Source organism: Streptococcus sp. NLAE-zl-C503 (assembly GCF_900104285.1).
Lineage (GTDB): Bacteria > Bacillota > Bacilli > Lactobacillales > Streptococcaceae > Streptococcus.
Genome location: NZ_FNJT01000001.1, coordinates 287,539 through 301,100, shown reverse-complemented (window position 1 = coordinate 301,100; position 13,562 = coordinate 287,539). Strand labels below are relative to the sequence as shown.

The 13,562-nt window shown below is 42.5% G+C and carries 13 protein-coding genes and 1 pseudogene; all 14 read right to left on the bottom strand.

The annotated features are described in order from the left end of the window. A pseudogene (locus BLS46_RS09870) lies at nt 1-887 on the bottom strand (hypothetical protein); the annotation flags it as partial. Nucleotides 888-1,193: 306 nt separating this feature from the next. Further along, nucleotides 1,194-1,817: a recombinase family protein gene (locus BLS46_RS01455; protein WP_093585050.1), complete on the bottom strand. Its 624-nt coding sequence runs from the start codon at nt 1,815-1,817 to the stop codon at nt 1,194-1,196. Nucleotides 1,818-1,864: 47 nt separating this feature from the next. Further along, the gene (locus tag BLS46_RS01450; protein ID WP_093585047.1) at nt 1,865-2,578 is read right to left on the bottom strand and encodes an O-methyltransferase; all 714 of its coding nucleotides are present in this window, start codon (nt 2,576-2,578) and stop codon (nt 1,865-1,867) included. 1 nt (nt 2,579) lies between these two features. Then, entirely contained in the window at nt 2,580-4,382 is a 1,803-nt protein-coding gene (pepF, locus tag BLS46_RS01445; protein ID WP_093585044.1) for an oligoendopeptidase F, read from the bottom strand. 18 nt (nt 4,383-4,400) lie between these two features. Then, nucleotides 4,401-5,357: a competence protein CoiA gene (locus BLS46_RS01440; protein ID WP_093585040.1), complete on the bottom strand. Its 957-nt coding sequence runs from the start codon at nt 5,355-5,357 to the stop codon at nt 4,401-4,403. A gap of 74 nt (nt 5,358-5,431) precedes the next feature. Beyond that, the gene (locus BLS46_RS01435; protein WP_093585037.1) at nt 5,432-6,580 is read right to left on the bottom strand and encodes a PDDEXK family nuclease; all 1,149 of its coding nucleotides are present in this window, start codon (nt 6,578-6,580) and stop codon (nt 5,432-5,434) included. A 177-nt stretch (nt 6,581-6,757) separates the two neighbouring features. Beyond that, entirely contained in the window at nt 6,758-7,618 is an 861-nt protein-coding gene (tehB, locus tag BLS46_RS01430) for an SAM-dependent methyltransferase TehB (protein ID WP_093585034.1), read from the bottom strand. A 14-nt stretch (nt 7,619-7,632) separates the two neighbouring features. Beyond that, the gene (gene smpB, locus BLS46_RS01425; protein ID WP_001051742.1) at nt 7,633-8,100 is read right to left on the bottom strand and encodes an SsrA-binding protein SmpB; all 468 of its coding nucleotides are present in this window, start codon (nt 8,098-8,100) and stop codon (nt 7,633-7,635) included. Then, nucleotides 8,063-10,417 (bottom strand): ribonuclease R, encoded by a 2,355-nt coding sequence (gene rnr / locus BLS46_RS01420; RefSeq protein ID WP_093585031.1) that lies wholly within the window; start codon nt 10,415-10,417, stop codon nt 8,063-8,065. The genes smpB and rnr overlap by 38 nt, the downstream gene beginning before the upstream one ends. A gap of 96 nt (nt 10,418-10,513) precedes the next feature. Then, nucleotides 10,514-10,747: a preprotein translocase subunit SecG gene (gene secG / locus BLS46_RS01415; protein WP_000282517.1), complete on the bottom strand. Its 234-nt coding sequence runs from the start codon at nt 10,745-10,747 to the stop codon at nt 10,514-10,516. A gap of 39 nt (nt 10,748-10,786) precedes the next feature. Then, a complete protein-coding gene (gene rpmG, locus BLS46_RS01410; RefSeq protein WP_007519517.1) occupies nt 10,787-10,936 on the bottom strand; it encodes a 50S ribosomal protein L33 in 150 nt (49 codons plus the stop codon). Beyond that, the gene (locus BLS46_RS01405) at nt 10,936-12,135 is read right to left on the bottom strand and encodes a multidrug efflux MFS transporter PmrA (RefSeq protein ID WP_093585028.1); all 1,200 of its coding nucleotides are present in this window, start codon (nt 12,133-12,135) and stop codon (nt 10,936-10,938) included. Before BLS46_RS01405 ends, rpmG begins: the two co-directional genes overlap by 1 nt. Beyond that, complete coding sequence (coaE, locus tag BLS46_RS01400) at nt 12,122-12,727, bottom strand: dephospho-CoA kinase (protein ID WP_093585025.1); 606 nt, start codon at nt 12,725-12,727, stop codon at nt 12,122-12,124. Before coaE ends, BLS46_RS01405 begins: the two co-directional genes overlap by 14 nt. Next, entirely contained in the window at nt 12,727-13,551 is an 825-nt protein-coding gene (gene mutM, locus BLS46_RS01395; RefSeq protein WP_093585022.1) for a DNA-formamidopyrimidine glycosylase, read from the bottom strand. Before mutM ends, coaE begins: the two co-directional genes overlap by 1 nt. Nucleotides 13,552-13,562 lie beyond the last annotated feature (11 nt).

The following is a 13,562-nucleotide window of genomic DNA, read 5'->3' as shown; positions in this document are numbered from 1 at the left end:
GCTGGTTCCGGAGTCGGAGTTGGCGTTGGCGCTGGTTCCGGAGTTGGCTCCTCTACTTTCTTGTATTCTAGGCGCAGATCATTGTATCCGTCTACCGAGCCATAGAAGTATTCATTAACTATGTCATACGTCATGTCATAGTTTGGCATCCAGCTATCCTTTGAGATTATCTCATGTCCATTAAATTTTTTATAGATATTGATAGTCTGCCCGGGATTTATCACGCCCGTCATTTGACCAAGTGTCTCTCTTGTTTCAATATTATAATAAGTGATGCGGTATTTGAGGGGCTCCTGCTTTTCTTCTTCTTTTGGCGCTGGTTCTGATTTTACTTCTGGTTTCGGAGTTTCAGATGGTTTTGTTTCCTGTTTTACTTCTGGTTTTGGTGTTTCTGAAGGTTTGGTCTCTGGCTTAACTTCTGGTTTCGGAGTTGGTGCTGGTGCTGGATCTTTTTGACCTTGACCTTGGTCTGGCTTAGCTGGATCTTGTCCTTGGTCCGGTTTTGGTGTTGGTGCTGGATCTAACTTCTTATATTTAAGATACATATAGTTATATCCATCCACGAAACCAGAATATGTACTTAATGTATCATAATCCATGTTATAGCCAGGTAGCCACTCAAAACGTGAAACTACCTCGTGACCTTCAATATCTTTATAGATATTAACCGTTTCGCCAGGGTTTAAAACCCCAAATTCTGACGGAGCAACCTTTTCTCCTGATTCTCCGATGTAATCAATACGGTATTTTAACGGTTTCTGCTGCTCTTCCGCTTTTACAATAGAAACCCCAAAAACAGGGTTATTGGTCAAAGCTGGCGCAACAACGCCAAGAGCTGCAACAGAAAGCAAAGAAATACCAAGTTTAGTCACTTTATTCGTTTTCATAATTTCCTCCTTAGGAATGTAGTATTACTTTTTAGGTGAGCAAATACTATAAAAAGCCTAATTTTTTTTATTTTAGTATTTCGTAAAATTCACCTCAACCACTTGAGCGACAAGGGTTTTGGTGTATCGCGTAAGGACCGTTAAACGATACACTTAAAAAACAAAAAAAATACAAATCCAACACAGGCTCAAAACCTTGTTAAATTCGTATTTTCTGAAATATTCACATTGTTATTTTGAATGTTTCGCCGAACGGTCGTTAATCGAAACATATTTACGCCTTCATTGTAGCATTTTGTCTGGTTTTTAGCAAGAAATTTGCGAAACTTTTTTTCGATTGTTGGCCACATCGTTGCGTTCCAATACTTTATAGATGGTTGAGGTCGAAATTCGTTCTTTTTTTGCAATTGTTCTGATGCTTGATTCCCCTGCTAAATACTGCTGAATAATTCTCTCCTCCTTCTCTTTCGATATTCGCTTAGCACCAAGTTTGACGCCTTTTTCCTTGGCTTTACGAAGTCCTTCACGGGTACGAAATCGCAAATTTTCCAGTTCACTTTCTGCCACAAAACCTAAAATCATACAAAGTAACCTACCAATGAGTGAGTCGGTTTCCAGTTTTTCATACAGGCTGATGAGCTGGATTTGATGTTCGTTGAGCTGCTCGATTATTTTCATCAATTTAAACATGGAGCGGGTGAGCCTATCAAGCTTGTAGATGGTGAAAGTGACTTGCATTCCTTTTTTCGAAAGCGTTTGAGCCAATTTTAGAGCCTTTTCGAGCTCTGAGCGTGTATTATTTGAACCAGACTCACACTCGATAAAAAGCTGGTCACAATGCTTGAGAGCTTCGATTTGCACCTCTAAGCCCAAATCTTGCTTATGAGTTGAAACGCGTGCATAGCCGATATTGATGATGTTTTGAGACATAAAAATCCTCCTATTACTTGATACAGGAGGATTGTACTATTTTTTATTTATTCCATTTCTGGCAAGGTCACATTTTCCACATTTTTTCTCAGCATGAGAATTCCATCCCCGAGCGGAACTAGAGTCGCCGTTAAATCTGGATTGTCCAAAGTTGCTTTGAAAAGTCTTTGTAATCCCTTATAGATTGTGCGTTGACCCCGACGGACTTCCATGATATCCTTGGCAACATCGCCTCCTTGGAAAATATCATCCAAAACTACTACTCCACCAACTTCCAAGTGTTTGAGGATTTCTGGTAGAAAGACGATATACTTGGACTTGGCCGAATCCATAAAGACAAAGTCATAGGTTTCTGTCAAGGTTGATAGGACATCAACTGCGTCCCCCTCTAAGAGAGTGATTTGCTTACGACTGTCAAAGTGGGCAAAGTTTTCCTTGGCAAAGCCTATCATCTCAGGATTACGGTCAATGGTTGTAATCTTAGCATTTGGTGCATGTTCCGCCATCAGAAGGGCCGAAAAGCCAATTGCCGTCCCAATTTCCAAAATGTTCTTGGGCTGTATGGTCTCCATGAGAAATCGAAAGTAAGCGACCGTTTCATGGGGAATGATAGGAATGTTTTCCTTGCGTGCGAAGACTTCCAATTCTTTCAAGGAACCTGTCACCTGCTTTTGACGCTGGCGCATGAGTTCTACGATTTCTTCCTTGACGACGGGACGTCGCATATTGTGATTGGCATTTTTACTATAAGACTCTACCATCTTAAGCCAGTCCCAATTTTTCAACAAGGGCTTCAAACTCGTTCAAGCGGCGTTCAAAGACTGCAAAGGCATCGTTGAGATAGTCTTCTTTCTCCATATCCACTCCCGCTTTTCTCATAACATTGAGCGGATAGTCAGACTTACCTGCCTTGAGGTAGTCGATATAGCGGTCACGGTCTTCTTGACTTCCATGGACAATCTTCTCAGCCAAGGCTGAAGCAGCTGCAAAACCAGTTGAATATTGATAAACATAGTAGTTATAGTAGAAGTGTGGGATGCGTGCCCACTCGTATTGGATCTGAGGATTGTCTTCCTTGCTGAGTCCATAGTACTCTTGGTTCAAGTCAGCGTAGAGTTTATTGAGGAAATCACTTGTCAAGACTTCTCCATTTTGGTCTGCTTGGTGAATGGCATGTTCAAACTCAGCGAATTGAGTTTGACGGAAAACTGTTCCACGGAAACCGTCTAGGAAGTTATTGAGAATAGCAAAGCGAGTTGCATCATCTTCTACTTCTTCCAACAATTTCTCTGTCAAGATATTTTCATTGGTCGTTGAGGCAATCTCTGCCAAGAAGATTGAGTAATCCCCGTAAACATAAGGCTGAGTTTCACGAGTATAGCTTGAATGCATACTGTGACCTGTTTCATGGACAAGGGTAAAGAGATTATCTAAATTATCCTGCCAGTTTAGAAGCATAAAGGCATTAGTATCGTAAGAACCACCAGAATAAGCACCAGAACGCTTGCCTTGGTTTTCATAGACATCAATCCAACGCTCGCTAAAGGCACGTTTGACACGGCTCAAGTAGTCGTCACCCAAGACTGCCAAGGCCTCTTCTGCCTTTTTCAAGGCTTCCTCATAAGTAAAACTATAATCTACTGACGAAAGTGGTGTGTAGACATCGTACATCTTGAGATCAGAAATCCCCAAGATTTTAGAACGAAGTTCAAGGTAACGATGCAAGAGCGGCAAATATTTGCGAACTGCTGCTACTAGATTGTCATAGACACTTTCTGGAACAAAGTTTGCTGCGAGGGCTGCATGGCGAGCACTCTTATAGTTACGAACCTTTGCTCGATAGTTTTGCACCTTAACATTTGTCTGCAAAGTCTTAGCGTAAGTGTGTTGGAATTGCTCATAAGTTGCATAAAGGGCTTCATAGGCACCACGACGCACTTCACGATTTTTAGACTCCATCAAACGGATGTAAGTACCGTGTGAGAGTTGCACTTCATTGCCTTCATCATCAAGAACATATGGGAAGCTAATATCCGCATTGTCCAAAATAGCGAAAGTTTCACTAGCAGAACCAAAGATTTCTCCTGCTCCAGCAAGCAATTCTTCTTCACGTTGCGAAAGAACATGGTCTTTCTTCTGCAAGAGCTTATCAAAAAAGTGTTTGTAAACTTGGAGTTTTGGTTGAGCTTCTAGGAAAGCCGCATACTGCTCTTCGCTAATCTCCATAAACTCAGGTTCATAGAATGAAAAGGATTGTTCTAACTGACTGTATAGGGCCATAGCCTTGGCATAGTACTCTTGATACTTGGCTTCACGCGTGTCCTGGTCATTTTTCATATGTGCATAGACATAAAGCTTTTCAACTTGGCGTTCCAAGTCAAGTGAGAATTCTGTAATCTCAAGCAAACTGTCTGCGCTATCCAAGAGATGCCCCTCATACTGAGATGCTGTTTGTACTTTTTCAGTTAAATCTTTCAAGGCTTCTTCCCAAGCCTGGTCTGTTGGGTAGATTGTTGAAAGATCCCATGTATCTGTTTCATTTATTTCATGTCGTTGTAATACCATAAGATTCCTCCATCCTTTCTATTTTACCACATTTTTTGAGAAATATAAGTGATAAAAAGCTGGTGGATAGAGCTTTTGGCGATTATTTTTCGGATTTTTTTGATAGTAGGCCTGAAAATTTCTATAATAGCTAGTCAAATCCGTTTCAATCTGCAAAAAATCACCTGACTCTATCGGTCTGACCTGGGGATACCAGTCGTCTAGTTGACGGTTTAATAGATTGTCTCCTTGATGATAAGCTTCCTCCTGCTTCTTCATCCAGTAAGGCGTTTGGTAGTACAACTGTTGGCGAATGTAGTGACAGATAGTTGAATCTTGAGAAACTGTAAAACTAGCTAGCTTTTGTTTTTGATAAGGAAATCGTAGAATTTCCAAGAGATTTCCTTGACCATAGGGAAATTCTTTGACCTGAAAATGAAGCTTGCCACGTAGGTCCTGATGCAGAAGATATTTGAGTCTCAAGACTTTCCTTTTGAGATCCAGTTCCCAGACATAGAAACCCATATTTTGACTATAATAAAGAAATCCCCTTTGCAGTTGTGTTAATCGCTCTTTTAACCAGAGTTTTTCTCCCAGTAGCCAGATAACCTGATAGCCCTGACTTCGGTATCCTTGACTTCTATCGCCTAAAAGCTTTTGAGACAAAGGGCTGCACTGAACCTCCAACGCTAGTTTCTCATTGACGAGAACATCCGCTATCTGCTGAATCTCGGGCAGATTATATTCTAAGGCCACCTGATTGTCCTTCTTGGCCCAGTGATAAAGGGCCTCTTTGTTGCCCAAGTGTTCTGGACTTTCATTTTCAAAAATGGCAATACAATCCCTTAACCTTTCATGGGCAAAGTGCGTTCGAATGCTCTGTCCTTGGCGTAATCGTAGTCCGCCCCCACAGGCTGGACAAGTATAAGCTTGCTTGGTCACATCTTTTTCGAGGGCATTCACCAATTTTCCCTGTACATCTCTGGCTACAAACATGGTCTACCTCCTTTTCTCATTTATTCGAAAAAGAACTAAAAAAGACTGGAATTCCAGTCTTTCATATTGCTTTTCTATCTTTTAAACCTCTTAGAGTATTTTTTCAGCATGGGAATGAGATTGGGAATCTGCTCACTTCTAATGACCATCACGCCGTATTCCTGACAGCGATTGGCATAAACGGGATTGATTTTCCCCGTACAGACAATTAACTTGAGGCAACTCTCCCCAGCAAAATGATTGGCGTAGACTTCTAGTTCGTTGATGGCTTCAACTGATAAATCTGTCATCTTGCAGGAGATAAAGGTAATCGAGCGTCCCTTTCTCAAAATGACATCAATCTCATTTTGAACATTGTCCGCCTCTGGAAAAATGCCATTCCAATCAATCTCACCGCCTATCATGCACTCATCAAACAGCTGAGATTCAAGCGCCAAGAGATAGAGATATACCTCTAAAATATGCCCCTTGTTGCGGCAAAAGACTTGAGCTTCTTGACTTGGAAAACTGTATGCTACTCGTTTCTTGTCTTCGCTTTCCATACAAAGCATTCCCGCTTCCACAAGTAAAGAAATAAGGGATTCTGGATAGTGGTAATACTTGCCATTATTTTCCAGTATTTTTTCGGTCTCAGCATATAGATCATTGGTTTTAGCAAGCGAGAAAAATTGGGTCACTTGGTACCAGCGTGCGGGATTGGCAATAGCTGAGCTGGCTAATTTTTTGATGGCAGCAATTTGCTGAGCCGAGTGGATAGGGCGTTTGGATTTGAGCATTTTTCCACCACGCAAGGCTATCAACTGTTGGATACTTAGGGTTGGAATGTCCAAGTCTTCTTTTTCTAACTGACCAGCTACCCACTTGTATTGTTTTCCCCGCTCGACATCCATGGCAACGATGGGGAGGTCCCGATCCAAGCCGTATTGATAGAGGGATAAGGCTAGTAGCGAATCTCCACCAAATACATCAAGGACAACTTGGTCATAGCCTGCTAAGCAATAATCTAACTGATCAGACATCTGTTCTAAGGATAGTTGACGAAAGGTCACTCGTTGGATATGGGGAACCTCATACAAGATAAAATGGCGCAGTGAAAGTTTATCGTTATTACTTATTTTCGTCAAAGATAGAAAGAGAATCTCGTCACAGTCACTGACAAATGCTTGGTAGACATTCTTTTCCAATACATGCCGATCATACAGTTCCACCAAAAGACTCGCCATTCGACCACCTCCATCATCTACAACTTCTTGCGCTGAGAGTGACAGCAATACAGCTCTACTGCTCACTCTTCCTACTTCTAGTATAGCATAAAATTCTGTTCACCCCAATCAACCAACGCAAACAAAAACGAATAGAAAACTTGCAAAGTAGTTTCTATTCGCTTGCAGATGTTTAATTTACTTGATTTTTTTAGCTAACATAGTCGCAAATCGTAGTTGAATCCGATTGCCATTTTCATCACGACGGTGCAGATATCCTGGATTTTCATTATACTTAACCAATTCCCAGTCCTTGTAGTAGTTTGCCAACTCCCCTTCTTTAAAGGTGAATGGGAAGTTCACCGAGCAAGGATAATCCTCCGTGTCCATGGCACAGACGATAAGGTTATAGCCACCGACCGTGGTGTGCTCCTGCATATTTTGGATAATAGCTGGAATGCGGTCCGCTTGTAGGAACATCAGAACAACTGTTGAAACGATGAAATCATAGGCTTGGCTAATGCTGGCCGAATTGATATCGTAAAGTCCGACAGGCATGTCTAGATCCTCTTGCTCTACGATGCTTTGCAAGATTTCAAGGGACAATTCATTTTGATCCACAGCTGTCACATCAAAACCATTCTGTGCAAGAAAGAGAGAGTTACGGCCTTGACCACAACCCAAATCCAAGGCTCTTCCAGGTTTTACCGTTTGCATAGCCTCTAGGACCTCTGAATGGACTAGATTGGTCTGGTATTTCTTAGGGAAATAATCCTCAGGTTTACAATAAAATTCCAAGTACCACTCTACATCGTCTGTTGCGGCCTCTACTCGGTGCCAGGCTTGCGGTTGCGCCATGGGATTGTCAGCCCCTGCTTCAAAGAGGTGTTCAGCTAGAACCTCACCATCTTCAGTCAACTCAATAAACTTGAGCGCCCCCTTCAAGACAGTAATTTTTCCCCAAGTACCGACTTTAGTATTATGCTTTTGCTGAACAGCTTCAGGCATGGTCTCTTTATTCCACAAGGGCATTCGTTTATAGGCAATTAGTTTTTCCATTTCACTTCCTCTTCTTAACGCTGGTTGACAGCTTTCATGACACGCGCGATGTCGCGGTTTTGTTCACGACGCTTGATTGACTCCCGTTTATCATAATCATGTTTCCCTTTGGCAAGTCCTAAAAGGAGTTTGGCGTAGCCATCTTTTATATAGACTTTAAGGGGAACAAGGGTCATCCCTGTCCCTTTGGTCTCTTGTTCCAACTTTTGGATTTGTTTCTTATGGAGCAGGAGTTTGCGACGGCGTTCAGGTTCCTGGTTCCAGATATTGCCCTCTTCGTAAGGGGCGATATGAACATTGCTCAGCCAGACTTCCCCATTTTTTACTTGGGCAAAGCCGTCCTTGAGATTGATACGTGCAGCACGTACACTCTTGATTTCCGTTCCTGTCAGCACCATTCCTGCCTCTAGCGTATCTACGATTGTATAGTCGTGGTGCGCCTTTTTATTTTGTGCGACGACCTTTCCCTCGCCCTTTGCCATGCTTGGCTCCTTTCTTAGCTACTTCCTTGTAAAAAGGTTTCTTGCCTTTTTTCTTCTTGTCTTTTTGTGAATGCTTGTGCTTATCATTTGAGCGTCCTGATTTTCTCTTATCTTCCTTCTTATCTGAACGACGATTTGAACCACGCCCTCTGTCACTACGACTAGACTGTTTCAAGCCCTTCTCAATCACATCAAACTCACTTGGGATAAAGGAGAAATCAATCTCACCAGTCATCTTATCCGCTCTTTCTACGCGAATACGAATCTGCTGTCCTACACGGAAAGTGATTCCTGATTTCTCCCCACGGAGAGTCAAGTCACGCTCATTGAAATGATAAAATTCAGGCAAATTGGTAATGTGAATCAAGCCTTCGACTGTATTTGGCAATTCAACAAAGAGACCGAATTTGACGATGCTGGATACAACCGCATCATACTCTTCGCCCACGTATTCTTCCATGTACTCAGCCTTTTTCATAGCTTCGACTTCACGCTCTGCCTCGATGGCACGACGTTCACGGTTGGAAGACTGGGTCGCAATCTCTGGAATCACTTGCTCAAAATGCTCTGCTATTTCCTTGGAACGCCCATAGTCGCGAATCATCCGATGGACTAGAAGGTCAGGATAACGGCGAATGGGGCTGGTAAAGTGAGTATAATAGTCAGCTGCTAGTCCATAGTGACCGTGATTGTGCTCTGAATAGCGAGCCTGCTGCATGGAACGAAGAAGCATCATGGACAATACATCTGCATAGGGTTCTCCCTCAACAGCACGCATGATGTCTTGGAGCGCCTCCTGGCTAATTTCACTGGCAGTTCCATAAATCCGCAAACCAAAGCTCGAAGCATAGTCAATAAACTTCTGAACTTTTTCAGCCTTGGGCTCCTCGTGAATTCGATAGATGAAAGGAAGTTCCAGTTTACTGAAGTGTTCCGCAACAGTTTCATTAGCAATCAACATGAAGGACTCAATCATGCGCTCTGCAATGCCACGTTGGCGAAGGACGATATCCACAGGCTTGCCTTTTTTATCCACCAGAATCTTAGCTTCACTGGTATCAAAATTAAGGGCACCACGTTTCTCTCGCATACTTTCTAGAGTTTCATGAAGCTTGGCCATGAGTTCGATACTAGGAACAATTTTCTTATACTCTTGTCTCTTTTCCTCATCACCAGCTAGGATGTCATTAACAGCGCTATAGGTCATACGGAAACTAGTCTTGATAACTGTTTGGGTAATGGTGTAATTAACCACACGACCGTGTTTATCAATTTCCATAATAGCAGACTGGGTCAAGCGATCTACTTGAGGATTGAGAGAGCAGATACCGTTTGACAAACGCTCTGGAAGCATTGGCACCACTCGGTCTGTCACGTAGACAGAAGTCGCGCGGTTAAGAGCTTCCTTGTCGAGGGCAGAACCCTCGGTCACATAGTAGGAAACATCTGCGATATGAACTCCGAGTTCTAGATTTCCATTTTTCAAGGCCTTGATATGCACCGCATCGTCCAAGTCCTTGGCATCCGCACCGTCAATGGTAAAGGTGATTTCATCTCTCAGGTCCAGACGACCTTCCATATCCTTTTGAGACGGAGCTTCTGGCACACTTTCTGCCTCCTTGAGAACAGCTTCTGGAAATTCTGAGACAATATCCATGGATTCCAAGACTTCAAGTACATCAATTCCAGCATCAGTCGAGTGTCCGACCACATCGAGAACACTAGCAACAAAGAAATCATGTTTCTTACTTGGGTATTTATCAATAAAGACCTTGAGAACCTCTGTCCCTTCCAACTTGATAGCTGGTTTCTTAACATAGATGGGCTGGCTGATTTTCTGATTTTTTGAACGGATGTAGCCCGCATACTTGGGTTTTTCCTGATCCAGAACGATTTGCCCGACAACGGTCGTCAGACTATGCTCTAGGATATCGATAATTTTGGCTTCTGCTGCTGTTCCCTTGTTGCGGTCAGCGACTTTCTTGATAACGACCTCAACGGTATCGCCATCAATGGCATAGTTGACATCGTTTTTTCCTACAAAAAGATCGTCCTCTTCACCTTCCAGACTGACAAAGCCGAAGCCATTTTTATGGGCATGAAAAATCCCTTTGAGGGTGATTTCATGTTTCTTCTTCTGATCTAAGGTGAGGCTACCATCTTCTCCAAATCGAATCTGGTGCTTTCTTTCCATCAGAGACAGGGTTTTAATCAACTCACGGAAATCCTTGGACCCATCCTTTCCGAGAGCCTGAGCCAGGTCATTTACCGTCACTCGCCCCTTCTCTTGCAAATATTCTTTAATTTTATCTTTCATGTTTTCTTTCTAGATTTTTATAATTTCTTTTTGATTGATAACTTTAGAAGTGTCATTAAAAATAAAAATAGGCTAAGACCTAGTCTCGCCCATTTCTTATCTACTTGATAATACCGTCAATGCTAAGGCAATGGCTAGCCAGAAAAAGACTAAAATACCTGTCAAACGTTGCATCACAGCTTCAAAACCACGCGCTTTACTACGTTCAAACAAATCACCTGAGCTGGCATCAAATACATTGCTGGATTGGTTCTTAGTTGGTTGCATGAAAATAGCAATCACAATCACAACAGATAATACTAATAAAATGGTTAATAATAGGTTGTACATATCAAACTCCTTAAAATCCCTATTATTTTACCATAAATTCTACTTAGATTCAAGATGTAGGGTTACTTTTCTTTCCTTGGGACAATACTTTAAAACCTCAATCTTGTCTGGATGGGTTTTGGAGTTCTTACTGGTTAGGTAATTCATGCTGCCACAAGAGGAGCATTTGAGATTAATTTTTACTCGCACTAGATTTCCTTTACTTTTAATAATGATCTAAATTGAACTAAGTTAAATAAACAACTGAAAGCCACACAGGCTGCTGTCGCATAAAAAACAGAGTGGTAGCCAAATTGCCCTGCTACTGCTGAACCAGTCATGGGACCAACAACACCCCCAAGGTAGAAAAAGACTTGGTTAAAGGCAAAAATCCTTGAAATGCCTGCTTTGGGAGTCATCTTACTAAGCAATGCATTAACACCTGGTATCAGAGCACCCGTTCCCAAACCAAATAGAAAACGATACAAGCCAAGTTGAATGGGGCTGGTTGCATGGGCACAAAGAAGGTAAATGATGACTGAATAAATCTGCGCTGCAACTAAAAGTCTATGATTTCCCACCTTATCTCCTAGTTTTCCCATCACTCCAGCACTCATCATGCTAGAAAATCCCATACTCGATACTATCAAACCAGATACAAAGAGGAGATTTTCAGTCTGCCCTAAGTCCCGCACATAGAGAGCCAGGATAGGACCAATTGATTGAGCTGAAAATTGAATGACAAAGCTGGTTAAAAACAAATTAATCAAAAGATGAGAGTGTTTAATAGAACTAAACAACTCTTTTGTTGGTATTGCCTTCTCCTTAGCCACTGGTCGAAAATCTTCCTTGATAAAGAAAATGGTTAGGATTGCAGCTAAAAATAGGAAAGCACCCACCAATAAAAAGACATTGCGAATACCAAAAATTTCAGCAATCAAGCCACCTACAAAGGGGCCGGTTAGGGTTCCAGCTACTACTCCAGTTGATAAAGTCCCCAAAGCATAGCCAGACCTATCCTTGGGGACTTGACTGGCTATTAAAGCTGTCGCATTCGGTACGAAACCTGTAAATACGCCATTTAGTAATCTAAGAAAGATTAACCAATAGATATTCGGCACGAATGCCAAACCTCCCATAGTGATGGTCATGGCAAGGCCAGCTCGAATCATCATGGGTTTACGACCGTACTTGTCAGCAAGAATACCCCAGATAGGAGAAATCAAAGCTGCTGAAACAGCCGAAACTGAGATGGCTAATCCAGCATAGAAAGCAACTTGGTCACTCTCGATTCCCAACTGCTCTACAAAGATAGGCATAAAAGGGACGACCAAGGAAATACTGGCTCCCGTTAGAAAACTACCGAACCAGGCGACACGAAGATTATCTTTCCAACTAATCTCTTGCACAGCTATCGCCTCCTTCAAGTAACTTCACTACTTGCCCCACAAGCTGGTCACGACTGCCATTATTATCTAATATATGACTCGCCAATTTTTTCTTTTCTTCTAAAGGCCACTGGGCTTCCAGACGGGACTCAGCTACTTCCTTAGAAAGATGATCCCGTTTCATGAAACGTTCTAATTGGATATCATGGTCCACATAGACCAGCCACGTTTCATCAAACCAGTTGGCATATCCCTGTTCAAAAAGTAGGGGAATATCCATAAAAAAGATAGCTTCTGTCTGGGCTAACTGATCTCGCAATGTTGCCAGTTCCTCACGAATAATCTCTCCTTGTGTTTGCTTAGACCATTCCTGCTCCTCAGGATTTGAAAAGATGAGACTAGCTAGAAGAGGACGATTGAGTTCTCCATTTTCTAAGAGAATTTCCTGTCCAAAATGCTGAACTAAGACCTGATATAGACGCCCACCATGTCTTTGTAGCTGATGGACAAGTCGGTCAGCATCTACCACTTGAAAGCCTTGCTCTCTTAGGAAATTTGTCACAGTTGACTTCCCAGAGGCAATTCCTCCTGTGATTCCAATGATTTTTCCCATCAGTTCCTCCTTTGACACTGAGGACAAAAATGAGTTCCACGTCCACCAAGCTGGATTTTCTCAATGATGGTACCACAGCGTGAACATGCTTGACCAGTCCTATCATAGACCTGATGAAAATCCTGCATGGTTCCGTCTTCCCCAAAGGCATTTGTATAGGTTCGAATGGTTGAGCCCCCTTTTTCAACAGCCTGTCCCAAAACAGCAATGGTCTGGTCATGAATAGCTGACGCTTCTTCTGATGTTAAACTCTGAGAAGATCTAGCTGGATGGACCTGAGCCCGCCAGAGGACCTCATCCACATAGATATTGCCAAGACCAGCTACCAAGGTTTGGTCTAGGAGATGGGATTTGATAGGCTTTTTAGACTTGGATAGGGCAGCTTGAAAGACCTGCAAATCAAAGTCCTGCTCTCTTGGCTCAGGCCCTAGTTTTTTAGAAACAAAGTATGCTTCCAATAGGTCTGGCGCCAGCAGTTCCATGGTGCCAAACTTGCGCACATCCTCATAAACAAGCGTTCCCCCGTCCTCAAACTGGAAGAAAACATGGGCATGCTTGCGTTCAGGAACCTGGTCCGGATAGTAAAAATACTTGCCCTCCATCCGCAGATGGGAAATCAAGACCTTATCTGTCAGGTAAAAAAGTAGATATTTTCCACGGCGCCCCATGGACTCAATTACTTGGCCAGGCACTTCCTTTCGAAACTCGTCCAAATCTGTCTTGATCATCTTGGGATAAGCAATCTCTATATTAGAAATCTTCTTTCCCAAAATCAATTTTTCTAAGCCACGACGAACCGTTTCAACCTCTGGTAATTCAGGCATCGTTCCTCCTT

What these genes read in the sequence shown, in the direction of transcription:
- BLS46_RS01455 (WP_093585050.1), bottom strand. Translation starts at nt 1,817, where the DNA reads ATGTCTCAAAACATCATCAATATCGGCTATGCACGCGTTTCAACTCAT.
- BLS46_RS01450 (WP_093585047.1), bottom strand. Translation starts at nt 2,578, where the DNA reads ATGGTAGAGTCTTATAGTAAAAATGCCAATCACAATATGCGACGTCCC.
- pepF (WP_093585044.1), bottom strand. Translation starts at nt 4,382, where the DNA reads ATGGTATTACAACGACATGAAATAAATGAAACAGATACATGGGATCTT.
- BLS46_RS01440 (WP_093585040.1), bottom strand. Translation starts at nt 5,357, where the DNA reads ATGTTTGTAGCCAGAGATGTACAGGGAAAATTGGTGAATGCCCTCGAA.
- BLS46_RS01435 (WP_093585037.1), bottom strand. Translation starts at nt 6,580, where the DNA reads ATGGCGAGTCTTTTGGTGGAACTGTATGATCGGCATGTATTGGAAAAG.
- tehB (WP_093585034.1), bottom strand. Translation starts at nt 7,618, where the DNA reads ATGGAAAAACTAATTGCCTATAAACGAATGCCCTTGTGGAATAAAGAG.
- smpB (WP_001051742.1), bottom strand. Translation starts at nt 8,100, where the DNA reads ATGGCAAAGGGCGAGGGAAAGGTCGTCGCACAAAATAAAAAGGCGCAC.
- rnr (WP_093585031.1), bottom strand. Translation starts at nt 10,417, where the DNA reads ATGAAAGATAAAATTAAAGAATATTTGCAAGAGAAGGGGCGAGTGACG.
- secG (WP_000282517.1), bottom strand. Translation starts at nt 10,747, where the DNA reads ATGTACAACCTATTATTAACCATTTTATTAGTATTATCTGTTGTGATT.
- coaE (WP_093585025.1), bottom strand. Translation starts at nt 12,727, where the DNA reads ATGGGAAAAATCATTGGAATCACAGGAGGAATTGCCTCTGGGAAGTCA.
- mutM (WP_093585022.1), bottom strand. Translation starts at nt 13,551, where the DNA reads ATGCCTGAATTACCAGAGGTTGAAACGGTTCGTCGTGGCTTAGAAAAA.